The organism is Achromobacter sp. GbtcB20, from assembly GCF_019091095.1.
Classification (GTDB): Bacteria; Pseudomonadota; Gammaproteobacteria; order Burkholderiales; family Burkholderiaceae_B; genus Achromobacter; species Achromobacter mucicolens.
Genome location: NZ_JAGXJZ010000039.1, coordinates 1 through 25,104, shown reverse-complemented (window position 1 = coordinate 25,104; position 25,104 = coordinate 1). Strand labels below are relative to the sequence as shown.

The 25,104-nt window shown below is 64.1% G+C and carries 20 protein-coding genes and 1 tRNA gene; 8 read left to right on the top strand and 13 right to left on the bottom strand.

Annotated elements, in window-relative coordinates:
* Positions 1 to 1,405 precede the first annotated feature (1,405 nt).
* The 6 genes from KVT32_RS26780 to ppk1 form a co-directional block, all read right to left on the bottom strand.
* Positions 1,406 to 1,482 (bottom strand) — tRNA-Pro (locus KVT32_RS26780).
* Positions 1,483 to 1,540: 58 nt separating this feature from the next.
* Positions 1,541 to 2,317, bottom strand: a complete 777-nt coding sequence (pstB, locus tag KVT32_RS26775) for a phosphate ABC transporter ATP-binding protein PstB (protein WP_056326853.1) — start codon at positions 2,315 to 2,317, stop codon at positions 1,541 to 1,543.
* Positions 2,318 to 2,365: 48 nt separating this feature from the next.
* Positions 2,366 to 3,220, bottom strand: coding sequence for a phosphate ABC transporter permease PstA (gene pstA, locus KVT32_RS26770; protein WP_081259763.1), 855 nt, complete (start codon positions 3,218 to 3,220; stop codon positions 2,366 to 2,368).
* Positions 3,221 to 3,244: 24 nt separating this feature from the next.
* The gene (gene pstC, locus KVT32_RS26765) at positions 3,245 to 4,261 is read right to left on the bottom strand and encodes a phosphate ABC transporter permease subunit PstC (protein WP_056326851.1); all 1,017 of its coding nucleotides are present in this window, start codon (positions 4,259 to 4,261) and stop codon (positions 3,245 to 3,247) included.
* Between the two features lie 101 nt (positions 4,262 to 4,362).
* Positions 4,363 to 5,403, bottom strand: a complete 1,041-nt coding sequence (gene pstS, locus KVT32_RS26760; protein WP_152385278.1) for a phosphate ABC transporter substrate-binding protein PstS — start codon at positions 5,401 to 5,403, stop codon at positions 4,363 to 4,365.
* 298 nt (positions 5,404 to 5,701) lie between these two features.
* A complete protein-coding gene (gene ppk1, locus KVT32_RS26755) occupies positions 5,702 to 7,777 on the bottom strand; it encodes a polyphosphate kinase 1 (protein WP_056326848.1) in 2,076 nt (691 codons plus the stop codon).
* Between the two features lie 219 nt (positions 7,778 to 7,996).
* Between ppk1 and ppx the strand changes: the two genes are divergently transcribed.
* A complete protein-coding gene (gene ppx / locus KVT32_RS26750; protein ID WP_056326846.1) occupies positions 7,997 to 9,484 on the top strand; it encodes an exopolyphosphatase in 1,488 nt (495 codons plus the stop codon).
* Positions 9,485 to 9,642: 158 nt separating this feature from the next.
* Here the strand turns inward: ppx and KVT32_RS26745 are convergent, their stop codons facing one another.
* The 5 genes from KVT32_RS26745 to KVT32_RS26725 all read right to left on the bottom strand — a co-directional run bounded on the left by KVT32_RS26745 (position 9,643) and on the right by KVT32_RS26725 (position 15,563).
* A complete protein-coding gene (locus KVT32_RS26745) occupies positions 9,643 to 10,449 on the bottom strand; it encodes a GNAT family N-acetyltransferase (RefSeq protein ID WP_062841741.1) in 807 nt (268 codons plus the stop codon).
* A gap of 170 nt (positions 10,450 to 10,619) precedes the next feature.
* On the bottom strand, positions 10,620 to 11,963 hold the full coding sequence (gene glmM / locus KVT32_RS26740) for a phosphoglucosamine mutase (RefSeq protein WP_152385279.1): 1,344 nt from the start codon (positions 11,961 to 11,963) through the stop codon (positions 10,620 to 10,622).
* Positions 11,960 to 12,805: a dihydropteroate synthase gene (gene folP / locus KVT32_RS26735; protein ID WP_152385280.1), complete on the bottom strand. Its 846-nt coding sequence runs from the start codon at positions 12,803 to 12,805 to the stop codon at positions 11,960 to 11,962. The genes glmM and folP overlap by 4 nt, the downstream gene beginning before the upstream one ends.
* An 18-nt stretch (positions 12,806 to 12,823) precedes the next feature.
* Positions 12,824 to 14,710: an ATP-dependent zinc metalloprotease FtsH gene (gene ftsH, locus KVT32_RS26730; RefSeq protein ID WP_062841739.1), complete on the bottom strand. Its 1,887-nt coding sequence runs from the start codon at positions 14,708 to 14,710 to the stop codon at positions 12,824 to 12,826.
* A 220-nt stretch (positions 14,711 to 14,930) separates the two neighbouring features.
* Complete coding sequence (locus KVT32_RS26725) at positions 14,931 to 15,563, bottom strand: RlmE family RNA methyltransferase (RefSeq protein ID WP_056326836.1); 633 nt, start codon at positions 15,561 to 15,563, stop codon at positions 14,931 to 14,933.
* Between the two features lie 18 nt (positions 15,564 to 15,581).
* Between KVT32_RS26725 and KVT32_RS26720 the strand changes: the two genes are divergently transcribed.
* Positions 15,582 to 16,184, top strand: a complete 603-nt coding sequence (locus KVT32_RS26720; protein WP_056326834.1) for a YhbY family RNA-binding protein — start codon at positions 15,582 to 15,584, stop codon at positions 16,182 to 16,184.
* A 130-nt stretch (positions 16,185 to 16,314) separates the two neighbouring features.
* Here KVT32_RS26720 and greA read toward each other — a convergent pair whose 3' ends face one another.
* Both greA and KVT32_RS26710 read right to left on the bottom strand, forming a co-directional pair.
* Positions 16,315 to 16,791 carry a transcription elongation factor GreA gene (gene greA, locus KVT32_RS26715; protein ID WP_008158056.1) on the bottom strand — a complete coding sequence of 159 codons (477 nt, stop codon included), beginning with the start codon at positions 16,789 to 16,791 and terminating at the stop codon, positions 16,315 to 16,317.
* A gap of 407 nt (positions 16,792 to 17,198) precedes the next feature.
* The gene (locus tag KVT32_RS26710; protein WP_152385282.1) at positions 17,199 to 18,509 is read right to left on the bottom strand and encodes a solute carrier family 23 protein; all 1,311 of its coding nucleotides are present in this window, start codon (positions 18,507 to 18,509) and stop codon (positions 17,199 to 17,201) included.
* 145 nt (positions 18,510 to 18,654) lie between these two features.
* Between KVT32_RS26710 and KVT32_RS26705 the strand changes: the two genes are divergently transcribed.
* From KVT32_RS26705 to KVT32_RS26680, 6 genes are all read left to right on the top strand, one after another.
* Complete coding sequence (locus KVT32_RS26705; RefSeq protein ID WP_056326831.1) at positions 18,655 to 19,077, top strand: FlxA-like family protein; 423 nt, start codon at positions 18,655 to 18,657, stop codon at positions 19,075 to 19,077.
* A gap of 116 nt (positions 19,078 to 19,193) precedes the next feature.
* Positions 19,194 to 20,519, top strand: a complete 1,326-nt coding sequence (locus KVT32_RS26700; protein ID WP_152385284.1) for an ABC transporter substrate-binding protein — start codon at positions 19,194 to 19,196, stop codon at positions 20,517 to 20,519.
* Between the two features lie 89 nt (positions 20,520 to 20,608).
* A complete protein-coding gene (locus KVT32_RS26695) occupies positions 20,609 to 22,321 on the top strand; it encodes an iron ABC transporter permease (protein ID WP_217619076.1) in 1,713 nt (570 codons plus the stop codon).
* Positions 22,318 to 23,403 (top strand): ABC transporter ATP-binding protein, encoded by a 1,086-nt coding sequence (locus tag KVT32_RS26690; protein ID WP_152385285.1) that lies wholly within the window; start codon positions 22,318 to 22,320, stop codon positions 23,401 to 23,403. The genes KVT32_RS26695 and KVT32_RS26690 overlap by 4 nt, the downstream gene beginning before the upstream one ends.
* Positions 23,404 to 23,418: 15 nt before the next feature.
* Complete coding sequence (locus KVT32_RS26685) at positions 23,419 to 24,327, top strand: LysR family transcriptional regulator (protein WP_152385286.1); 909 nt, start codon at positions 23,419 to 23,421, stop codon at positions 24,325 to 24,327.
* Positions 24,328 to 24,353: 26 nt separating this feature from the next.
* Positions 24,354 to 24,998 (top strand): histidine phosphatase family protein, encoded by a 645-nt coding sequence (locus KVT32_RS26680; RefSeq protein ID WP_217619075.1) that lies wholly within the window; start codon positions 24,354 to 24,356, stop codon positions 24,996 to 24,998.
* Positions 24,999 to 25,104 lie beyond the last annotated feature (106 nt).

The following is a 25,104-nucleotide window of genomic DNA, read 5'->3' as shown; positions in this document are numbered from 1 at the left end:
ATAGTGTTCACGAGGTGGGTCAGAATTAGATGCAAATCAAACGTAAAAGTGGGTCAACTCTGCCTGCAAATCAACAGGGTAGGCAGCCACATTAGAGCCATTGCAGTCCAGAGCGCGTTCTGCGCGGTCTCGCGCTCTGTTTCTGAAACGCGAGTCGAATCTCCGAATTTTTGCCTTGCAGGGTCTAGAAGACGGTTGGGGCGCCGTGCAAAAGAAAGTGGGCAAGTCCGAGGGTCTGGCCAGAGTCCTGTATTGCACAATCCAACGACTCCGCTCGCTAGAACGAGAGACCGCCGAGCCAGCCTTCCCCTTTGTCCGTGGCAAGAATCGATGCCCACCGGAGCGCCAAGCTTCCCCGCACATTGGGAACATTTGATAGGGGATTTTGATAAGGTGTTTGAAAAGGGCTTTGACTGATGGCGTCGGCACTTGATCTCTACGCCAGCTAAGCACTCCGGGTCTGTTCGATGGTCCACAACGGGACAGCCGCCCCGCTCCCCGCCCACCGTCAGTGAAGGTGGAACAATCAACGGTTCATGATGTTCCAGACGTACGTGACCGTGGCGGCAACTGTCCGGCGCCGGCGTCTCAAGGTGGGAGTTAATTTGCAACGCCACGAGCCGGACGGTTGCGGCGGCGTGAAATCTACGGACCTGCCGACAAGTTTCAGCGCCTCATACGCGGGATCGCGGCCCGCGGCCAGCCCGGTGTCGACTCAGCGAAATAATCTGTTAGCCGTCTGAAAGACTCTGTGTCCCTGTCGCAGCCACTCAGACATTGCGCTGGCAACTCCTACCTCCATTGTCGAAAGGGCACCCCTCGTATCAGTACTAGGTTAAAGGATGCCCTATCCCCTCATTCCCGTACTAGGCCAAGTCTCCGCGGTTCGGGTCGGATAGACCGTCGACTTTGATTTCTCTCAGCGCAGCTCATAGCGCATTTGACACTGAGGTGTGCAGTATGGTCTCAGTGCAATGCACACAGCACATGCAGAGTACAGGCCGCGACGCTTTAAAAGTGCCACCGGGGAAGACCGGTCCACAGCACAGCTCGGCATTTGCTCCGCTAACGAATAAGGCCGCGAGGATGGAAGGGGCGAGGGGTCGTAACGATTCAACTGTCGCGTGGTGCCGCCGATGCTCTGCGACCTGGGCTCGGAACTCTCACGTTGCTGCCCCAGCGCACGGCCTGATGAGCCCAAAGTGCAGCGAGCTGCCCGCCCCAACCAAGCAGAGACCCGGCAAGTGCCGAAATGCGCTATTGCCACCGAGTGCACATCCTTGCCTTGATGCCGCCTGAACTTGCTCACCGCCAACTGCAAGTTCGTTGTCCCATATGTTGTCCCATATGCCAAGCAAAGAAAAAGGGTTAGCTCAATGACATTGAGCTAACCCTTTGATTTTATTGGTCGGGGCGGTGGGATTCGAACTCACGACCCTCTGCTCCCAAAGCAGATGCGCTACCAGGCTGCGCTACGCCCCGAAGGGTGGAGACTATACCAGAAACTGGTGTCTGGCGTCCGCTGCGCCCGACCCCGCGGTCAGCCGAAGCGGCCCGTGATGTAGTCCTCGGTTTCCTTGCGCGAAGGCTTAACAAAAATCTGGTCGGTCTGACCGAATTCCATCAGTTCGCCCAGGTACATATACGCGGTGTAGTCCGAACACCGCGCGGCCTGCTGCATGTTGTGCGTCACGATCACGACGGTGTAGTCGTTCTTCAGTTCGGCGATCAGTTCTTCGATCTTGGCGGTGGAGATGGGATCCAGCGCCGAGCACGGCTCGTCGAGCAGCAGGACTTCGGGCTTGATCGCGACGCCGCGGGCGATGCACAGGCGCTGCTGCTGGCCGCCGGACAGGCTGTTGCCGCTCTGGTGCAGCTTGTCCTTCACTTCGTTCCACAGCGCGGCCTTGCTCAGCGCCCATTCGACGCGCTCGTCCATCTCGCCCTTGGAGAGGCGTTCGAACAGACGCACGCCGAAGGCGATGTTGTCGTAGATGCTCATGGGGAACGGCGTGGGCTTCTGGAAGACCATGCCGACCTTGGCGCGGATCAGCGAGATGTCGGTCTTGGCCGTCAGCAGGTTTTCGCCATCCAGAAGGATTTCGCCCTCGGCGCGCTGGCCGGGGTAGAGCTCGAACATGCGGTTGAACGTGCGCAGCAGGGTCGATTTGCCGCAGCCCGACGGGCCGATGAAGGCGGTGACCTTCTTCTCCTGGATCGACATGTTCACGTTGCGAATCGCGTGGAACTTGCCGTAGTAGAAGTTCAGGTCCTTGACCTCGAGCTTGTTCTTGACTGCGGTAGCGGTGTTTTCCATTGCATTTCCCTTGGCTCCGGCGCGGCTGGCGCACCGGGATAGCGATCTTTACTTGCGGAACAAGTTGCGGGCGATGATGTTGATGCCCAACACCAGCAGCGTGATCAGCGTCGCGCCGGCCCAGGCCAGGTTGTTCCAGTCCTTGAAGGGGCTGGCGGCGTATTGGTAGATGACGACTGGCAGGTTGGCCATCGGCCCGTTCATGTTCAGCGACATGAACTGGTTCGACAGCGCGGTGAACAGCAGCGGCGCGGTTTCGCCGGAGATGCGGGCGATGGCGAGCAGCACGCCGGTGATGATGCCAGACTTGGCGGCGCGATAGCACACCATGGTGATCATGCGCCACTTCGGGCAGCCCAGGGCAGCGGTGGCTTCGCGCAGGCTGTTGGGCACCAGCAGCAGCATGTTGTCGGTGGTGCGGACCACGACGGGAATCACCAGGATGGACAGCGCGACCGCGCCGGCCCAGCCGGAGTAATGCCCCACCTGCGCCACATACACGGCGTAGATGAACAGACCGATGATGATCGACGGCGCGGACAGCAGCACGTCGTTCAGGAATCGCGTGGCGGGCGCCAGCCAGCCGCGCTGGCCGTATTCAGCCAGGTAGGTGCCGGCCAGGATGCCCACCGGCGTGCCGATCAGCGTGCCGACGCCCGCCATCATCACGCTGCCGAGAATGGCGTTGAGCAAGCCCCCCGCCTGGCCCGGCGGCGGCGTGATTTCGGTGAAGAGCGTGTACGACAGCGCGGGCGCGCCCTTCATCAACAGCGTCAGAATGATCCAGAACAGCCAGAACAGGCCAAACAGCAATGTCGTCATCGACACGGCCAGCATGATGCGATTGACCACGCGGCGCCGGCGATAGATGCCGTTCTGCATGTTGAGTACGGATTCAGCCATGGTTTTTCCTTGTGCTTCCGGGCGTCAGGTCTTCTTGCCTTCGCCAGCGGACAGGCGGACCAGCAGCGCCTTGGCCAGGGCCAGCACGATGGTCGTGATGAGGAACAGGATCAGGCCCAGTTCCAGCAACGCCGCCTTCTGGATGCCGCCCGCCTCGTTGAATTCATTGGCGAGCGCCGAGGCGATGGAGTTGCCGGGCGAGAACAGCGAGCCGGACCACTTGAACGCATTGCCGATGACGAAGGTCACGGCCATGGTTTCGCCGAGCGCGCGGCCCAGGCCGAGCATGATGCCGCCGATGACGCCCGACTTGGTAAAGGGCAGGACAACGCGCCACATCACTTCCCAGGTCGTGCTGCCCAGGCCGTACGCCGATTCCTTGAGCATCGCGGGGACCAGCTCGAACACGTCGCGCATCACGGCGGCGATGAACGGGATGATCATGATCGAGAGGATCAGGCCGGCGGTGAAGATGCCAATGCCGAAAGGCGGACCGGCGAACAGTCCGCCGATGATGGGAAGATTGCCCAACGTCGCGATCAGGAACGGCTGCACGTACTGCTGGAACACGGGCACGAAGACGAACAGGCCCCACATGCCGTAGATGATGGACGGGATGGCCGCCAGCATTTCGATGGCGGTGCCCAGCGGGCGGCGCAGCCAGGTCGGCGACAGTTCGGTCAGGAAGATGGCGATGCCGAAGGACACCGGCACGGCGATGATCAGCGCAATCGCGGACGTCAGCAACGTACCGATGATCGGCACGACCGCGCCGTAATTGGAATTGACCGGATCCCAGTCATTGAGCCACAGGAACGACAGGCCGTATTTGGCCAGCGATTCGCGGCTGCCATAGATGAGGGAGATGAGAATTGCCGCCAGCAGAATGAACACCAGGAAGGCGAACAGGCGGGTCAGATTCTTGAACAGCGCATCCATCAGCGCGTTTTTTGTTTGCTTCATAGGCGAAGGCGTGCCGGTAGTCACGGAATCCGCCACGCTGGGCGGAAGCGGCACACTATTATCCATTACCGCGCTCATGGATGGACTTTCCTTAGGAAACCTGGGGGGAACAGCAGGTAGGTCGAATTACAGGCGGCGGCCCCGCCCGCCAGGTGGCGTCGGGGCCGCGCGTTACTGATTTACTTCCAGACAGCCTGGCCGTCGGCGGACTTCACTTCGCCCCAGGCGGCGCGGATTTCCTTGGTCACGGCTTCCGGCAGCGGCACGTAGTCCATGGCTTCAGCCGACTTGGCGCCGTTCTTGAAGGCCCAGTCGAAGAATTCCAGCACCGCCTTGCCCTGAGCCGGCTTGTCTTGCGACTTGTGGATCAGGATGAAGGTGGCGGCGGTGACGGGCCACGAATCTGCGCCCGGCTCGTCGGTCAGGACCACGCCCATGCCCGGCGCGCTCTTCCAGTCGGCGTTGGCGGCCGCGGCGGCGAACGCCTTTTGCTCGGGCTGGACGAACTTGCCGTCCTTGTTCTGCAGTTGCGTCCAGGCCAGCTTGTTCTGCTTGGCGTAGGCGTATTCGACGTAGCCGATCGAGTTCTTCAGCTGGCCGACGTAGGCGGCGACGCCTTCGTTGCCCTTGCCGCCTTGGCCGGTGGGCCACTTGACGGCCTTGCCTTCACCGACTTGCGACTTCCACTCCGGCGACACCTTGGACAGGTAGTTCGTCCAGCCGAAGGTGGTGCCCGAGCCGTCCGAACGGTGCACGACGATGATGTCGGCCGAGGGCAGCTTCAGGTCGGGGTTCAGCGCCTTGACGGCGGCGTCGTCCCACTTCTTGACCTTGCCCAGGAAGATGTCGGCCAGGACCTTGCCCGACAGCTTCAGCTTGCCCGGCTCGATGCCGTCGACGTTCACGACGGCCACGGTGCCGCCGATCACGGCGGGGAATTGCAGCAGGCCGTGCTTTTCCAGGTCGGCAGCCTTCATCGGGTCATCCGAGGCGCCGAAGTCGACGGTCTTTGCAATGATCTGCTGCTGGCCGCCGCCCGAACCGATGGACTGGTAGTTGACCGCGTTGTTGGTCGCAGCCTTGTAGTCGGACGCCCACTTGGCGTAGATCGGGTACGGGAACGATGCGCCGGCGCCGGTCACGTTGGCGGCCTGGACGGCGAAAACGGCGGCGCTCAGCGCGACGCCCACGGAAACTTGCTTGAAGACACGTTTGAACATCTGGGTTCCTTCTGTGCTCGTTAAAGGAGTCTTGGCAGGCTTTTTAGCTGCCTGTCTTTCAGCGACCCTCGCATCTTAGGAGCCCAACGTGACAAGACCATGACAGTCATGATCCCCGGTGGCCGACCGGCAAAGCCAGATCCGTTCGGCTGCATTGGCAAGCCCGTCCCCGAATGAAAAAAGCCCATTTCCACTGGGGAAATGGGCTGGACGGGGCCATGCTCAAGCTCGGGGACTGGCAGGGAGCGGCGCTCGTCACCTGGTGAAATATCAGGGACGGTTTGCCGCCGTGCCGGTGCTACACGCCCAGCTTCTGCATCAGGAACTGGTGCAGGTTGAAGGGCTCGCGGCGGCTTTTGACGCGCGCGTAGTCGCCGCTGGGTTGCTGCTGCCAGGCGAGCTGGTTGTCGCGCAGGGCGTAGGTGAATGCTTCGTCGATGACGCGCTTCTTGAGCGTCTTGTCATAGATCGGGAAAGCGATTTCCACGCGCCGGAAGAAATTGCGGTCCATCCAGTCGGCCGACGACAGGTACACCGTCTCTTCGCCCTCGGCATAGAAATAGAAGACGCGGGAGTGCTCCAGGAAGCGGCCCACGATGGAACGCACACGGATGTTCTCCGACAAGCCCGGCACCCCGGCGCGCAGGGCGCATACGCCGCGCACGATCAGGTCGATCTTCACGCCCGCCTGGCTGGCCTTGTAGAGCTCGGCGATGATCTGCTCTTCGAGCAGCGAATTCATCTTGGCCATGATGCGCGACCGCTTGCCCGCCTTGGCGGCGCGCGCCTCGGCGCGGATCAGCGACACCATGCCCTCGTGCAGGGTGAACGGCGACTGCATCAGCGACTTCAATGCCCGCCGCGCGCCCAGGCCGGTCAACTGGGCGAAGACCTTGTCCATGTCCTCGCACAGCTTGGGATCGGCGGTCAGCAGTCCGAAATCGGTGTACAGCCGCGCCGTGCGGGGATGGTAGTTGCCGGTGCCCAGGTGGGCGTAGCGGCGCAGACGCCCTTTTTCCCGGCGCAGCACGACCGCCATCTTGGCGTGCGTCTTGTGCGCCACCACGCCGTAGACGACATGCGCCCCCACCTCTTCGAGCTTGGAGGCCCAGTTGATGTTGGTCTGTTCGTCGAATCGCGCCATCAGCTCCACGACCACCGTCACTTCCTTGCCGGCGCGCGCGGCCGCCAGCAGGATCTTCATCAGCTCGGAGTCCTCGCCGGTACGGTAGATGGTCTGCTTGATGGCCATCACGTCGGGATCCAGCGCGGCCGCGGTCAGGAAATCGATGACGGGCTGGAACGACTGGTAGGGGTGGTGCAGCAGGCGGTCGCACTCGGCCACCGCTTCGAAGAGATCAGCCGGCTTGTCGCCGACCCGGTCAAAGGGCGCGGGCACCGGGGCGCGATAGTCGGGAAACAGCAGGTCCGGGCGCGCCGCGGAATTGCACAGCTGCATGAGGCGCGACAGGTTCACCGGCCCCGGCACACGATAGGTGTCGTCCGCCTTGAGCGAGAACTCGCGCTGCAGGAACGTTTCGAGTTCAACTGGCGTCAGCTTGTCGATCTCCAGCCGGACGGCCGCCCCGAAGTTGCGCTGCGACAGCTCGCCTTGCAACGCATGGCGCAGGTTGGTGACTTCTTCCTCGTCCACGAAGAGATCGCTGTTGCGCGTGACGCGCCACTGATAGCAGCCCAGCATTTCCAGGCCCGGAAACAGCTCGCCCACGAAGGCGCGCAGCAGCGACGTCAGCAGGATGTAGCCTTCGGGCTGCCCCGACAGTTCCTGGGGCATCTTGATCAGACGCGGCAGGGCCCGGGGCGCCTGGACGATGGCGATCGATGCCTGACGGCCGAAGGCATCGGCGCCCGCCAGCGACACGATGAAATTCAGGCTCTTGTTGTAGACGCGCGGAAACGGATGCGCGGGATCCAGCCCGATGGGCGTCAAGAGCGGCATCACGTCGCGATGGAACACGTCGCGCGCCCATTCCTGCTGCGCGGCGTTCCATTCGGAAGCGTGATGCAGCGCGATGCCCTCGGCGTGCATCGCCGGCAGGATGTCGTCGTTGAGCAGGTTGTACTGGCGGCCCACCAGTTCATGCACGGCCTGCTGCACGCAGTCGAAAGCCTCGTCCGGCGTCATGCCGTCCGGTCCGACCAGGTTGGGCGACTGGCGCTGCTGCTCTTTCAGACTGGAAATCCGGATCTCGAAGAACTCGTCCAGGTTGGAACTGACGATGCACACGTAGCGCAGCCGCTCGAGCAGCGGCGTCTTGGGGTTCTCCGCCATCGCCAGCACCCGTTCATTGAACTTGAGCAGCGACAATTCGCGATTCATGAGCAGAGGCTCGCCTGGCGGACGTGTGGGCATACCGGATTCCATACGAAAAGAGAGCGTGAAGTTTTACTGCAAAAGAGTGACGGTTCTATGACAGCGCCCATTCGCTAAGGGTACGTCAAATACGGGACGTATGGCGCATCGGCCTGACGCTTGCAAGCGCCTGTTCCATAAGCAAAAACCCGAAGCCGAAGGCGTTGTCACATGGGGTCTCTATAATCGGTCCACCTCACAGCCAATATCACGAGCCGCATGGATCAACTTCTGGCCGCGGTGGACCTCGGGTCCAACAGCTTTCGCCTCTCCATCGGACGCATCGTTCAGCAGGACGGTACGCCCCAGATTTACCAGATCGACCGCCTCAAGGAAACCGTCCGGCTGGCCGCCGGCCTGGATGCCGATAAACGGCTTAGCGACGACGCCATCGACCGCGCCATCGCCGTGCTGGAACGCTTTGGCGAACGGCTTCGCAGCTTTCACCCCAATCGGGTGCGCGCGGTTGCCACCAACACTTTTCGCGTCGCCCGCAACACGCGGGACTTCCTGCCCCGGGCCGAAGCCGCGCTGGGTTTTCCGATTGAAGTCATCGCCGGCCGCGAAGAGGCCCGCCTGATCTTCACGGGCGTGGTCAACACCCTGCCCCCCTCCCCCAACAAGCGCCTGATCATCGACATCGGCGGCGGTTCCACCGAAGTCATCATCGGCAAGGGGCTCGAGCCCGGTCTGATGTCCTCGCTCTACATGGGGTGCGTCAGTTACAGCCGCCAGTTCTTCTCGGACGGCGTGGTGGACGCCCATCAGATGAAACAGGCCGAACTGGCCGCCCGCCGCGAAATCGAAGTCATCGCCAAGCAGTATCGCAAGACGGGCTGGAAAGAAGTGTATGGCTCTTCCGGCACCGCCAAGGCGCTCTTTGCCATCCTGACCGAAGGCGGCTATTCCAACCGCGGCATCACGCGCGTCGGGCTGAACAAGCTGAAAGACCGCCTCGTGCGCTCGGGCCGCGTCATTCCGTCCGAGCTGCCCGGCATCAAGATCGAGCGCGCCGACGTGCTCCCGGGCGGCCTGGCCATCATGAGCGCGTTGTTCGACGAACTGGGCATCGACGTCATGCACACCGGCGACGGCGCGTTGCGGCTGGGCGTGCTGTACGACCTGCTGGGCCGCGACGACGAGCACGACAAGCGCGATGAATCGGTGCGCCAGTTCATGAAGCGCTATCACGTCGATGTAAACCAGGCGCGCCGCGTGCGCCACGCCGCCCTCACCCTGTTCGATGCGATGTTCCCGGAAGGCCAGGAACGCGCCGAACTGCGGCCCGCGCTCGGCTGGGCGGCAGACCTGCACGAAGTGGGGCTGTCGATCGCGCACAACGCGTATCACAAGCACACCGCCTACGTGCTCGAAAACGCGGACATGCCCGGTTTCTCGCGCGCGGACCAGCAACTGCTGGCCCTGCTGGCGCTGGGTCACCAGGGCAAGCTCGTCAAGCTGGAACCCCTGGTGCGGTCGCGCCCGCAGTGGAAAGCCATTCTGGCCCTGCGTCTGGCCGTGCTGCTGTTCCGCCGCCGCGGCGAGATCGAGCCCCTGCCGCTGACCGCCTCGGTCCGCGACAACTCCATCGTGGTGCGCGTCAACCGCGAATGGCTGGCCGAACATCCGCTCAGCGACTTCACGCTGCGCGCGGAAGAAGCCGAGTGGAACAAGGTCGGGTTTTCGTTCGAACTGCTGGAGTTCTGAAGCGGCCGCGCGGGGCGGCCTGGCCGCCCCGGCGCTTCAAAATGGCGACAGATCGGTTTCCCGATCGAGCCGCCTGAGTTCCATGCGCAGCGGCCGGGTGGCCCGCCGTATCAGTCTGATAGTCATTCGGCGGAGCAGGCGGCGCATGGGAGTGGCGTCTAGCGCTGAGTATTGAGGACGGCCGGCTGATCCAGGCCGAAGTGGCGGCGGTAGCGCTCGTCCATGCGCTCCATCTTCAAGAGGACCGGAAAGTCGGCGGCGTTGAAATCCGGATCCCAAGCGGGTTCGCCGCAAACCTTGGCGCCCAGCTTCAGGTAACCCTTGATCAGCGGCGGCACGCGGGCCGGCAAGGTGCTGTTGAGCTTTTCGACCGGGTAGCGGTGCAGCGGCGTGACGCGCGGCTCGTTGCCCTGGGGCATCTGCTTGGCAACCGTGCGCCAGACTTCGGCGGCGGTGACGCCGTCGTCGCGCAGGCTGACGCTGGCGCAACCCAGCACGTATTCGTAACCGCCGCGGCGCAGGTATTCGGCCAGGCCGGACCACAGCAGCATGATGACCGCCCCGCCCCGGTAATCCGCGTGGGTGCACGAGCGGCCGACCTCGACGACTTCGTCGCGGATGGCGCCCAGACCCGACAGGTCGAACTCCGATTGCGAGTAATAGCCGCCGGCTTCGAGGGCTTTTTCGGGGGTCAGGATCCGATAGGTGCCGACGACGCGGTCCGTGTCGAGCTCGCGCACCATCAGGTGTTCGCAGAACGGATCGAAGCGGTCTTGTTCGATGCCGTCTTGCGCATCTGGAAAGACGGCGCCCATGTCTTCCGTGAAGACGTCATAGCGCAGGCGTTGAATCTGCTCTATTTCTTCGGCGGTACGCGCCAGGCCGACCGCCAGGACTTTGGGGGCGGCGCCCGTCCAGGGTTCTGCGGTACTGCGGCTCGGGTTGATGCGTGCTAATTCCAGCATTGCGCGAAGCTCCTAGAGAGTCCAGCCAGTGTGGACGCCCTGTATGTCAATGACTTGACCAATATGTTACGTGACTATGAAGATTAGGCCGGTACAGAAAGTGCACATAAACAAAGGCCACGCGCCGATTTTCGACGCGTGGCCCACATATTAAAACGAAAACTCCGGGTTTACCCCAAGCTTTGCGCAAGCTTCTCGGCGGAATTGGTCGCCAGCGCCTCGTCTTCGGCTTCGACCATCAGACGCAGCTTGGGTTCCGTCCCCGAAGCGCGGATCAGGATCCGGCCGCGGCCGTCCAGTTCGGCTTCGACAGCCTGGCGCGCCGCCGTCAGACCGGGGTGCGTCTTCCAGTCCATGCCGGGCGTGAGCGGCACATTGATCATTTTCTGCGGATACATCCGCAGATCGCTGACCCAATCGCCCAGCGCAGCCGAATTGCGGCGCAGCGCCGTCAGGACCTGCAACGCGGCCACGATGCCATCGCCCGTGGAGTGGCAGTCCAGGCACAGCAGGTGGCCGGAGCTTTCGCCGCCGTACAGCCAGCCGCGCGACTGCATCTGTTCCAGGACGTAGCGGTCGCCGACGTTGGCGCGGTCAAAGCCCACGCCCAGTCGCTTCATTTCGCGCTCGAAGCCGAAATTGGTCATCAGCGTGCCCACGACGCCTTCGACCTTGCCGCGCTGCATGCGCTCGCGCACGATGGCGTACATCAGCTCGTCGCCGTTGTAGATGCGGCCCTCGCCGTCGACCATCTGCAGGCGGTCGGCGTCGCCGTCCAGCGCAATGCCAAGCTGGGCGCCGCGCGCCTTGACTTCCTTGGCCAGCAGCTCGGGGTGCAGCGCGCCCACGCCCTTGTTGATGTTGAAACCGTCCGGGTTCACGCCGATCGCGTGGACTTCGGCGCCCAGCTCACGGAAGACGTGCGGGGCGATGTTGTAGGCGGCGCCGTGCGCGGCGTCGACCACGATGGTCATGCCGTTCAGGTCCAGATCGTTGGGAAACGTGCTCTTGCAGAACTCGATGTAGCGGCCCTGGGCATCGCCCATACGGCGCGCGCGCCCCAGGCCTTCGGAGCTGACGCAGCCCAGCGGCTCGTCCAGCGCGGCCTCGATCTCGGCCTCGATGTCGTCGGGCAGCTTCATGCCCTGCGCCGAGAAGAACTTGATGCCGTTGTCCTGGTAGGGATTGTGCGATGCGCTGATGACGATGCCGGCGACCAGGCGCAGGGCGCGGGTCAGGTAGGCGACGGCGGGCGTAGGGATCGGGCCGGCCAGCAGCACGTCGATGCCGGCGGCGGACAGCCCCGCCTCCAGCGCGGATTCCAGCATGTAGCCGGAAATCCGGGTGTCCTTGCCGATGACGACCTGCGGGCGCGTCGCGCCGCGCACCGCGTGCGCGCGCGCCAGCACGCGGCCGGCCGCGTAGCCCAGCCGCAGCGCGAATTCGGCGTTGATCACCGGACCGCCGACTTCACCGCGTACGCCATCGGTACCGAAATATTTGCGTCGAATCATGAACTGATAGCTCCTTGTTCAGCCGCCTGCCATACCTTAAGCGCATCCACGGTGGCCGCAACATCGTGCACGCGCACGATGGAGGCGCCACGCGCGACGCAGGCAAGCGCGGCGGCAATGCTGCCGGGCAGCCGGTCGCCGACCGGCCGGCCTGTGGCCTGGCCGATCATGTTCTTGCGCGACAGGCCGATCAGCAATGGATAACCGGTGCTGCGCAGGCTGGACAGCCGGCGCAGCAGTTGAAAGTTCTGGTCGGCCGTCTTGCCGAACCCGAAACCCGGGTCCAGCACGATGCGCCGAGGATCGATCCAGGCCGCGCGCAGCTTTTGCGCGCGTGCCCCCAGGAAGAGGCCAATTTCACCGATCAGGTCGGTGTACTCGGGCGGCGCCGCCTGCATGGTGCGCGGCTCGCCTTTCATGTGCATGACGCACAGGCCGCAGCGCGATTGCGAGACGGCCTCGATCGCGCCCGGCTGCCTGAAACCATAGATGTCGTTGATCATGTCCGCACCCGCGTCCAGCGTGGCGCGCATGACTTCCGGCTTGAAGGTGTCGATGGACAGCGGCACGCCGCAGTCGCGAAGCGCCTCGACCACCGGCAGCAGCCGGTTCAGTTCGTCGGACACGGACACGGGGTCTGCGCCGGGCCGCGTGGACTCGCCGCCCAGATCCAGGATCTGCGCGCCTTCGTCGATCAGCCGGCGCGCATGCGCCACCGCGGAATCGGTATCGTCGTGCTGGCCGCCGTCGGAAAACGAGTCCGGCGTGACATTGACGATGCCCATGACAAGCGGGCGCTCGAGATCAAACTCGAAGCGCCCGCAAAGGAAGTTATTTGCCATAACCCAGAACGAAGGACCTCAGACCGCAGCTGCCGTGTTACCACCTGCAGCCAGGCCGGTCGGCGGCGTATCGGACGTATCCGACGGGCCTTGCGGCGTCTTCGGGGGACGCGGGGGGCGGCCCTCCATGATGTCGTTGATCTGGTCGGCGTCGATGGTTTCCCATTCGAGCAGCGCGGCGGTCATCACTTCGACCTTGTCGCGGTTGTCTTCCAGGATCTTGCGCGCAACGCCGTACTGCTCGTCGATGATGCGGCGGATCTCGGTGTCCACCTTCTGCATGGTGGCTTCGGACATGTGCGTGGTCTTGGTGACGCTGCGGCCCAGGAAGACTTCGCCTTCGTTCTCGGCGTAGACCATGGGACCCAGTTCGTCGGTCATGCCGTAGCGCGTGACGATGTCTCGGGCGATGGCGGTGGCGCGTTCGAAGTCGTTCGAGGCGCCCGTCGTCATCTGGTCCATGAAGATCTCTTCCGCGATACGGCCACCGAACAGCACGGCGATCGTGGACAGCAGGCGGCCCTTGTCCATGCTGTAGCGGTCGGTTTCCGGAAGCTGCATGGTCACGCCCAGCGCACGGCCGCGCGGGATGATGGTGACCTTGTGGACGGGGTCGGTCTTGGGGAGCATGCGCGCGACGATCGCGTGGCCGGACTCGTGGTACGCGGTGTTCTTGCGTTCCTCTTCGGGCATCACGATGGAGCGGCGCTCGGCGCCCATGATGATCTTGTCCTTGGCCTTTTCAAAGTCGGACATATCCACCGTGCGACCATTGCGGCGGGCGGCGAACAGCGCGGCTTCGTTGACCAGGTTGGCCAGGTCGGCGCCGGAGAAGCCCGGGCAGCCGCGCGCCAGGATGGTCGCGTCGACGTTGGGCGACAGCGGAACCTTGCGCATGTGAACCTTCAGGATCTGCTCGCGGCCACGGATATCGGGCAGCGGCACGACAACCTGGCGGTCGAAACGGCCCGGACGCAGCAGCGCCGGATCCAGCACGTCGGGACGGTTGGTCGCGGCGATCACGATGACGCCCTGGCCGGATTCGAAGCCGTCCATTTCAACCAGCATCTGGTTCAGCGTCTGTTCGCGTTCGTCGTTGCCACCACCCAGACCGGCGCCACGCTGGCGGCCGACCGCATCGATTTCGTCGATGAAGATGATGCAAGGCGCGTGCTTCTTGGCGTTTTCGAACATGTCGCGGACACGGGCCGCGCCCACGCCGACGAACATTTCAACGAAGTCCGAGCCGGAGATGCTGAAGAACGGCACCTTGGCTTCGCCGGCGATGGCCTTGGCCAGCAGCGTCTTGCCGGTACCGGGCGAGCCCACCATCAGCACGCCGCGCGGAATGCGGCCGCCCAGCTTCTGGAACTTGCTGGGGTCGCGCAGGAAGTCGACCAGCTCCTGGACGTCTTCCTTGGCTTCGTCGCAGCCGGCAACGTCGGCGAAGGTGATCTGGTTGGTGTTCTCGTCGAGCATCCGGGCGCGCGATTTGCCGAAGCTGAACGCGCCGCCCCTGCCACCGCCCTGCATCTGGCGCATGAAGAACACCCAGACGCCGATCAGCAGCAGCATGGGGAACCACGACACGAAGATGCTCATCAGCAGCGACTGCTCTTCACGCGGCTTGCCGGACACCTGCACGCCGTACTTCAGCAGGTCGGAAACCATCCAGAGATCACCGGGCGAAGTCAGCGTATAGGCGCGGCCCGCGTCCGGGGTGACGTACAGCACGTCGCCTTGAACGTCGACCTTGCGGATGCGTCCCGCCTTGGCGTCGTCCATGAACTGCGTGTAGGTCACGCCGTCCTGGGTCTGAGCGCGTCCGTCGAACTGTTTGAAGACGGTGAACAGCACCAGGGCTATCACCATCCAGACAGCGACTTTGGAAAATGAATTGTTCAAGGTCGATCTCCTGCTTTCGATTCCGACCGGCGACTGTGCACCCGCGTATGGCACAGTCACAAGTATGTCAATAGCCCATTCTAACCTGTAGGACGGAGTTGCGTCCCGGCAGCCGTGGGGCCCATTTAATTACATTTGATTCTTGAGTTTTCTGGTCGTTGTCTCGGCGGGACGGGGTTTTCTTGGCCAGGGCACCTTGCCCCGGATGGATACGGAAGGGTTACTTCAGATCGCGCGCCACCAGAAAGGTTTCAGAGGACTTGTCCCGTGACGCCTTCGGTTTGCGTTCAACCACCCGGCGAAAGCGCTTTTTGAAGGATTCGACGATCTGCGAAAAGCCAGTGCCGTGGAATGCCTTGACGATCAGCGCCCCGTTGGGCTTGAGGTGGGCGCAGGAAAATTCCATCGCCAATTCGCACACATGCTGGATGCGCGCGGCATCGGCAATACCCACCCCGGACAAGTTGGGGGCCATGTCGGAAATAACAAGGTCCACCGCACGGGTTCCGACCATGTCTTCCAATTGTTTCAAGACTTCGTCTTCGCGGAAGTCGCCCTGGATGAATTCCACGCCTGCCACGGGTTCCATGGGCAGGATGTCCAGCGCGATAATGCGGCCGTCCACGACGCCGCCCGGCCCCGCGAGCCGTTCGCGCGCCACCTGTGACCAGCTGCCGGGCGCGGAGCCCAGGTCGACGACCAGGTCGCCGCGGCGCAGCAGCTTTTCGGTGTCGAGAATCTCGATCAGCTTGAAGGCGGCGCGGGCGCGATAGCCCTTCTGTTGCGCCAGCTTCACATAGGGATCGTTGATGTGCTGGTGAATCCAGTCTTTAGAGAATTTATTCTTGGCCATTACCGTACAATTCCACGCATGCCTATATTAGAACTTACCTCTCGTGAGCGCAGCGACCTGCGGTCCGCCGCTCACCCTCTGCGCCCTGTCGTCCTGATTGGCGACAACGGCCTGACCGACGCCGTGCTGAAGGAAATCGACCGGGCGCTGACGTCACATGGCCTCATCAAGGTTCGCGCCGGCGGCGACGACCGCGAGGCCCGTGACGCCATGCTTGCCACGATCTGCGACACGCTATCGTGCGCGCCCGTGCATCACCTGGGCAAGACCCTGATCCTGTTCCGCCCGCTGCCCGGCAACATCAAGCCCGCCGCGCTGGCCGCCCAGGAGCCCGAAGCCCCCGCCAAGCGCCGCGCCTCGGAGCCGTACACGCCCAAGAAGCTGGCCGCCGAAGGCCGGACCCTTGCCAAGCGCCCGCGCCGCAGCGAGTCCGAAGAGCCCGCGCCCGCCAAGAAGCGTTACGTCCCCCAGGACGAACTCAACAAGAAGGGCAAGCCCATGCGGCCGTCCAACAAACGCGCCACCACCAGCGGCCACGGCATTCCGCGCCGCGCCGGCAGCGCGCTGAGCCTGCGCGCCGGGGCCCGCAGCGGCACCAGCCGCAAGACTGCAAAACGGTAAGTCCAGGCACAAAAACGGGCGCTTTACGCGCCCGGTCCACCATAGCGATCCGCAATGTACCGCGGAATTCAGACGAACGTTGCGTCAGGGCCAGGGTGGTTTGACATTTTTACTGCTTGACGGGTTTGCGTCAGATGTAACGCACACCCAGGACTTCATACTCGCGAACGCCAGCCGGGGCCATGACCTCGACCACGTCGCCTTCGCTCTTGCCGATCAGCGCGCGAGCCACGGGGCTGGACACGGAAATCAGGTTGGACTTGATATCAGCTTCGACGTCGCCGACGATCTGATAGGTGACGCGATCGCCCGAATCCAGGTCTTCGATGTCGACGGTGGCGCCAAACACGGCGCGGCCTTCGGCCTCGAGCGAGGACGGATCGATGATGTGGGCATTGGAAAGCGTGCCTTCAAGCTCGGCAATCCGGCCCTCGATGAAACCCTGGCGCTCGCGAGCGGCATCGTACTCGGCATTTTCCGACAGATCACCCTGCGCGCGAGCCTCGGCGATCGCGTTGATCACAGCAGGACGTTCGACGGTTTTCAGCCGTTGGAGCTCTTCTTGCAAGCGCTCGGCCCCGCGCACGGTCAAAGGAATGGCAGACATGTCGTTTCCCAAACAAAAAGTAGAAAAACGCCCCGAAGGAGCGTTCTCGGTGAAGGCCGCTGGACCGGCGCGCTTGCCATCTGATGCTTGAAAAAAACCTGGCGAGCGGCGCGGGCGACCAAAACAAAACCCCGGCTCGGGTCGGAACCGGGGCAATCAAGTTCATATTGTGGTCAAACTTGGTGGGAAATGCAAGCCGCCGGAGAAAACGGCCTTTTCGGCGCATTTCGCCGCTGTAACCCGCTAAAAACGGCGATTTCGGCCCAAAAACGCTGGCGATGCCGACCGTAGCGGCGAACCGTGACGCGGACTGCCGGTTTTCCGGGATCGGCTACCGCTGAAAAACACCTGAAAGATTGCCTGTGCGGCTTGAAACGGGGGCGCCAGGGCGCCCCGGCCCGCCGCGTTTACTTGGTGCGTCGCAACAGCGCATACAGGATGATGGCGCCGAAGGTGGCGGTACCGATGCCGCCCAGCGTGAAGTCGCCCAGCTTGATGGTGAAGTCGCCCGCGCCCAACACCAGCGTGACAGCGGCCACGATGAGATTGCGGTTGTCGGTGAAATCCACCTGATTGACGACCCAGATGCGGGCGCCGGCGATGGCAATCAGGCCGAATACGACCACCGACATCCCGCCCAGCACGGGCCCCGGGATCGTCTGGATCAGTGCGCCGAACTTGGGCGAGAAGCCCAGGACGATCGCAATCACCGCAGCAATCACGAACACCAGCGTGGAATAGATGCGCGTGACCGCCATGACGCCGATGTTCTCGGCGTAGGTGGTGACGCCCGTGCCGCCGACAGCGCCCGACACCATCGTCGCCACGCCGTCGCCCACGAATGCCCGGCCGAGGTAGCGGTCCAGGTCACGCCCCGTCATGGCGCTGACGGCCTTCACGTGCCCCAGGTTTTCGGCCACCAGGATGATGGCGACCGGAACGATCAGGCCCATGGCCTCGGCCTTGAAGACCGGCGCCGAGAACTGCGGCAGGCCGAACCAGGCGGCGGCGGACACCGCGGAGAAATCGATGGGCTTGCCCAGGCCCAGGCCGTTGGCCAGCACCGCGTACACCACGCAGGCAAGGATCAGGCCGACCAGGATGAGCAGGCGCTGCACCATGCCCCGCGTGTAGACGGCGATGCCGCCCACGCAGATGATCGTGACGATGGCCATGGCGCTATCGAAGCCCGACGCCCCCATCGCGCCCTTGGCGGCGATGGGCGCGAGATTCAGGCCGATCACCGCCACCACCGCGCCCGTGACGACGGGCGGCATGAGGGTATCGATCCAGTTGGCGCCGCCGCCTGCCCGGGCATTGACGATCCAGACGATGACGCCGATCAGCGTGTAAGCCAGACCGCAGGCAATGATGGCGCCCAGCGCGACGCCGATGTTGGCGTTGGCCCCGCCGCCGGCATAGCCGGTCACCGCGATGACGCCGCCGATGAACGCGAAGCTGGAACCCAGATAGCTGGGCACCCGGCCGCCCACGAACAGAAAGAAGATCAGCGTGCCGATGCCCGACATCAGGATGGCGACGTTGGGATCGAACCCCATGAGCAACGGCGCCAGGACGGTCGAGCCGAACATCGCGACGACGTGCTGTGCGCCCATGGCGACGTTCTTGGGCCAGGACAGCCGTTCGTCGGGCGCGATGATGACGCCGGGCTCGGCGTCGTCCGCCAGGCGCCAGCGCGGAAAGTAGGAGTTGGACATGGATTCCCCGGGGTGGTACGAGAGGGTTTCAAACTGCGAGCGGGCGCCAGTGTAAAGGGGGCCATCAAGCGGGGGCAACGTTTAAGTTTTGCCGGCCGATTGCCGTATTAGTGGAAACCCCGAAATCCCAGGCAAAGGAACAGTCATGGCGATCAACAGCATCAGCGGCACCTCCCGGATCAGCAGCCTTGCAGATCTGTGGGCCGAGAAGATCCAGGCCAACAAGGAAGCGAAGAACGCTTCGGGGCAGGATGCGGTGTCGGTGACTGCGGAAGGCAAGATCCGCGTCAACAATCCGGGCGCCACCAAGGTCGGCAACGCGCAGGCCACCGAAGAAACCGACAACGACGACGAATACACCCGCCAGATCAAGGAGTTGCAAAAGCAGCTCAAGCGCATCATGGATCAGATCGCCAAAGTGAAGGCGAGCGGCATGTCGGCCGAAATGAAGGCGCAGCAGATCATGGCGCTCAATGCCCAGGCCGTGCAGATCCAAGGCCAGATTTCCCATCTCCTGGCAAAACAGGCGCAGGCTGCCAAACAGGCCGGCGTGTCGGCCCAGGCCTGATTCGGGGCAAGCGATGTGGCGCCGTCGCTGATGGCGCGCATCAAAATTTCTGATTGGACGCTCCTCGGGCGTGCCGGTACTGTCTCCAGACAAATCTAAAACCACGGAGACAAACCATGCACGCTATGCGCACAGCCCTGGCCGGGGCGTTGCTGGCCGTTTGCGCGGCGCCGGCCCTGGCCGGCACCGTTACGGTGATCACGTCGTTCCCCAAGGACCTGACCCAGGCCTACAAGACCGCGTTCGAAAAAGCGAACCCAGGCATCACCCTGGAAATCCTGAACAAGAACACCGTGTCGGGCATCGCCTTCGTGCGCGAGACGCCGGCAGGCCAACGCCCCGAGGTCTTCTGGGCGAGTGCGCCCGATGCGTTCGAGGTGCTGGGGCGTGACAAGCTGCTGGCCAAGTCGGCCGACATCGCCAACAAGGACGTCCCCGACAAGATCGGCAGCTACCCCATCAACGATCCGGGCGGGATGTATCTGGGCCAGGCGCTGGCGGGCTACGGCATCATCTACAACACCCGGTACATCGCGGCGCACAAGATTCCGGCTCCGGTGGAATGGAAGGATCTGCTGTCGCCCAAGTGGTTCGGCCACGTGGGCATCACCTCGCCGTCGCGCTCGGGCACGATGCACCTGACGGTGGAGACCATCCTGCAGGGCGAAGGCTGGGATGACGGCTGGAGCACGCTGCTTCGCATGTCGGGCAACAGCAGCGCCGTGACCGAGCGCTCGTTCGGCGTGCCGGACGGCGTGAACAACGGCCAGTTCGGCGCAGGCCCGGTCATCGACTTCTTCGGACTGTCGAGCAAGTATTCCAAGTTCCCGGTCGAGTTCGTCTATCCCTCCGAGACGGCCATCGTCCCGGCCAACATCGCGCTGATCGAGGGCGCAAAGAATACCGAGGAAGGCAAGAAGTTCATCGCCTTCACGCTGAGCCAGGCAGGCCAGGAGCTGCTGCTGGAGCCGAAGATCTCGCGGTTGCCGGTGCTGCCCTACTCCGCGCTGGCCGGAAAGATTCCGCCGGGCTATCCCGATCCGGCGGAAATCGCCAAGCGCAGCAAGGTGCATTTCGATGCGGACCTGTCGCAGACGCGCTACTACGTCGTGCAATCGCTGTACGACCAGACCGTGACGTTCCGGCTGAAAGAGCTGCAAGCGGCCACCAAGGCCATCTACGACGCCGAGGCCAAGCTGGGCGACAAGGCCAAGAGCGGCAAGGCGGCGGAACTGCTGGACCAGGCGCGCAAGCTGGCCTGGGCGCCGTTGGTGGACAGCAAGAAGGCGGCCGACCCTGCCTTCCTGGCGATCTTCGCGGGCAACAAGAAGGACGCGGCCGTCAATCAGCAGATCACGCAGCTCGAAGGCGAGTGGAACGGCCGCGCGCGCGCCAACTACGAAGAAGCCGTCAAGCTGGCGCGGCAAGCCGCCGCGCTCTGATACGCAGGACGCACTGAACGCGGCGAGCGGGCCTGACCTGCCCGCCGCGGGCAGCGCTTGTCTTCTGGCAACGATTTTCGGGAATCTCGATGAATCATTCGGGCCATTTGCGCCTGCCCCCCGGCCCCGTCCTGGCGGCGCTGCTGGTGTTGGGCTTTCTGCTGCTGTTCCTGATCGTGCCGGTGGGCACGGTCTTTCACAGCGCCTTCGTCAACGCCGACGGCAGCTTCACGACCGGGCACTTCGGCGCCTTCTTCAACCAGCCGTTGATGCGGGAGGCGTTCTTCAACAGCCTGTACGTGGCGGGCTGGTCGGCGCTGCTGGCCTCGCTGATCGCGGTGCCGCTGGCGTACTTCACGGTGCGCTTCGATTTCCGGGGCGCCCTGCTGATCCAGACCCTGGGCGTGCTGCCGCTCATCATGCCGCCCTTCGTGGGCGCGGTGGCCATGCAGCTGATCTTCGGCCGCTCGGGCAGCGTGAACCTGCTGCTGAACGATTGGTTCGGCTTCACGATTCCGTTCATGGAAGGGCTGAATGGCGTGATCTTCGTGGAGGCCATCCATTATTTCCCCTTCATCCTGATGAACCTGGTCGTGGCGCTGCGCAACATCGACGGGGCCATGGAGGAAGCGGCCTTCAACCTGGGCTCGCGCGGCTTCCGGCTGTTTCGCCGCGTGATCTTTCCGCTTGCCCTGCCCGGCTACGTGGCCGGCGCGTCGCTGGTGTTCGTGAAGGTGTTCGACGACCTGGGCACGCCGCTGGTGCTGGGCACCACCAACATGCTGGCGCCGCAGGCTTACTTGCGCATCACGCAGGTCGGATTGGAAGACCCGCTGGGCTACGTGATCAGCGTCATCATGGTGGGCTTCTCGATCCTGGCGCTGTGGCTGTCGGCGCGGGTGCTCAAGGGGCGCGACTACTCCACGCTGCAGAAGGGCGGCAATTCGATCCAGAAGCGGAAGCTGGGACCGGTGGAAAGCGTGCTGGCATATGGCTGGATCGTGCTGGTGCTGCTGCTGGTGCTGTCGCCGCACATCGGCGTGTTGCTGCTGTCGCTGGCCAGTGTCTGGAGCTACGCGCCGCTGCCGGACGGGTACACGCTGGCGCATTATTCGGCGGTGTTCTCCGAGTCGCAGGGCATGATCGCCAACACGTTGCTGTACTGCGGACTGGCTGCCGGCATCGACGTGATCCTGGGCACCGCGATCGCATACCTGATGCTGCGCACCCGGCTGCCCGCGCGCCAATGGCTGGATTTTCTTGCTTCCGCGGCGCTGGCGATTCCGGGCATCGTGCTGGCGATCGGCTTTCTGCGCACTTTCCGCGGCATCGAATTGCCGGGCACGGGCACGCTGCTGACTTCGTCGTGGATCATCATCATGCTGGCGTATTCCGTGCGGCGGTTGCCGTATGCGCTGCGCTCGTGCGTGGCGGCGTTGCAGCAGATCCACGTGTCGCTGGAAGAAGCCGCCCAGTCCCTGGGCGCCACGCGCATGAGCACGATCCGCCGCGTGGTGGTGCCGCTGATGGCGGGCGGCATGCTGGCGGGCTTTGTGACCAGCTTCGTCACCGCGGCCGTGGAACTGTCGGCCACCATCATGCTGGTGACCAAGGACAGCCAGGCGCCCATGAGCTATGGCATCTATCTCTACATGCAAAGCGCGGCGGGCCGGGGCCCGGGCGCCGCGCTCGGCGTCCTGGCGGTGGTCGCCGTGGGCATCGGCACATACATCTCGCACGTGCTGGTGGACCGCGCGTCCAAACGCCAGCAGCCGGCGCGCAATGAAGGGGAATCCGCATGAAGAAAGTCAGCGTCGAATGCCGCAACATTCAGCTTTCCTACGGCAACACCGAAGTGCTCAAGGACGTCAGCATCAGCATCGAGCCAGGCGAGTTCTTCGCACTGCTCGGGCCGTCGGGGTCCGGCAAGTCCACGTTGCTGCGGCTGATTGCGGGGTTCAACCGGCATAGCGCCGGCCAGTTGCTGGTGGACGGCAAGGACATCAGCGGCACCCCGCCCTGGCACCGCAACATCGGCATGGTGTTCCAGAACTACGCGCTGTGGCCACACATGACGGTGTGGGACAACGTGGCGTTCGGGCTGGTCGAGCGCAAGCTGCCGCGCGCCGAGATCCGCATCAAGGTCGAAGCCGCGCTCGATCTGGTCGGCCTGTCCCAATATGCCAAGCGGCGTCCAAACCAACTGTCCGGCGGACAGCAGCAGCGGGTGGCGCTGGCGCGCACCATCGTGATCGAACCGCAGGTGCTGCTGCTGGATGAACCCCTGTCCAACCTGGACAAGAAGCTGCGCGTGCAGATGCGCCAGGACCTCCTGAGCCTGCAGCGCCGCCTGGGGATCACGACGATCTTCGTCACGCACGACCAGGAAGAAGCGATGACGACCGCCGACCGCATGGCGGTGCTGGACCACGGCGTGGTGCAGCAGATCGGCGCGCCCAGCACGCTGTTTGACTACCCGGTGAACCGCTTCGTGGCGAACTTCGTGGGCACGATGAATGTGCTGGAAGGCAATGTGCGCGAGCGCACCAGCAGCAGCGTGACGCTGGCGGTGGACGGCGTGGGCGACCTGCATCTGCCGCTGGCGGGCGACGCGCCCGCGGCCACGCGGCTGGCGGCAAGTTTCCGGCCCCACACGGTGCAGATCGAGATGGCGGACGGCCTGGGCGATGCGCGCTACGTCTGGCTGCCCGGCATTGTGGAAAGCAGCGAATTCCTGGGCGAATTCACGCGCTATCAGGTGCAGGTCGGCGAACAGCGCCTGACCGCGGACCAGGCGCATCTGGCCGGCCTGTCGCCGTTTCCGGCGGGCGCGCCGGTGTCCGTGGGGCTGGAGCCGACACAGGTGCGGTTGCTGGCGGCCTGACCTACACTCGCGGCCATGGAAATCTACCAGATCCGCGCCTTCGTCACGGTCGCCCGGCTGGGCAACCTGACGAAGGCGGCCGAGGCGCTGTCGCTGACGCAGCCCGCTGTGACGGCACAGATCAAGGCGCTGGAGCAGAGCCTGGGCGTGGCGCTGTTCGATCGCAGCGGCGGCCGCCTGGCCCTGGCCAAGGCAGGCGAAGTATTGCTGCCAACGGCGGAATCGCTGCTGGTGCTGGGCGCGCAGTTCAAGTCCGAGGCGCAGCAGCTGCAGGGCAATCTGCACGGCATTGTCGAGCTGGGCGTCCCCAGCGAAAAGCCCGATTTCCTGCGCCTGGGCGAGTTGGCCTCGGCCGTGACGCAGCGCTTGCCGCTGGTTGAGTTAAAGACGCAGACGCAGCCCGCGGCGACGCTGGCCGAACAGGTGAGCACGGGCCGTCTGCCTGCCGCATTGACCATCGCGGCCAACGCGCCGCGTGGCGTGCTGTGGCAACCGCTGCGCAGTGTGCGGTACCGCATCGCCATGCCCGGCGAACACGCGGCGGTGCTCAAACGCGGCGGCTGGCGCGAAGTGGCGCAACTGCCGTGGCTGGACGGGCAGTCCGGCAGTCACACGCATCTGCTGCTGCGCGATATGTTCGAACGGCACGGCCTGTCGCCGCGCATCGTGATGCAGAACGACGACCAGGCCAACATGGACGCGCTGGTGCGGGCGGGTGCGGGCTGCGCGCTGCTGCGCGAGGAAACCGCGCTGGCGGGCGCGGCGTCCAACGACTTCATCGTGTGGGGCCAGGCGCGCGTGGACGCCGTGCTGGGCTTCATGCTGCCTTACGAACGCGCTAGCGAGCCCGCGCTGGTCGCGTTAAGCTCGATCATTCAAGCCATCTGGAAACCGCGCGCGCCCATCGCGCCCGCCCAGGCTTAAGGCTCAATTCCCGCAACAAGACTGCAATGACTGAAATCTGGTTCATCCGCCACGGCGAAACCGACTGGAATCGCCAGCGGCGCCTGCAAGGCTGGCAAGACATCCCCCTGAACGAATTTGGCGTCAACCAGGCCAGCCTGCTGGCCTCGCGCCTGCACGACGAGGCCAAGCACACACCCATCCACGCGATCTACAGCAGCGATCTGCAGCGCGCGCACGCGACCGCCGTGCCGGTCTCCGAGCAGCTAGGCCTGCGCGTGCGCGTGGAGCCCGGCATCCGCGAACGGGGTTTTGGTGTGCTGGAAGGCCTGGACCATGAGCGCATCGACGTGCTGGCGCCCGAGGCCGCGGCCGCCTGGAAGAGCCGCGATCCGCTGCGCCCGCTGGACGGCGGCGAAACGCTGGGCCAGTTCCAGTCGCGCGTCATCAGCACGGTCGACGATATCGCCAGCCGCCATGACGGCGAGCGCATCCTGCTGTTCACTCATGGCGGCGTGCTGGACATCATCTGGCGCCATGCCTCGGGCGTGCCCCTGAACGCGCCGCGCGACGCCGCGCTGCTCAATGTCAGCATCAACCGCGTCGGCGTGGATGGCCGCAAATGGGAAGTGTTGGACTGGGGCGATGTCAGCCACGTGGCCGCCGAGGTGGGCGACGACGTGGTGCCTTGAAATTGTTGTCGGGTGTCAGACACTGTTCTCAGATACCGTCTTGACCGTCAAGCGCTCAGGCGTAGTCGGGCCGATACGGTGTCCGAGTTTTAAGCACGCCGAAGCA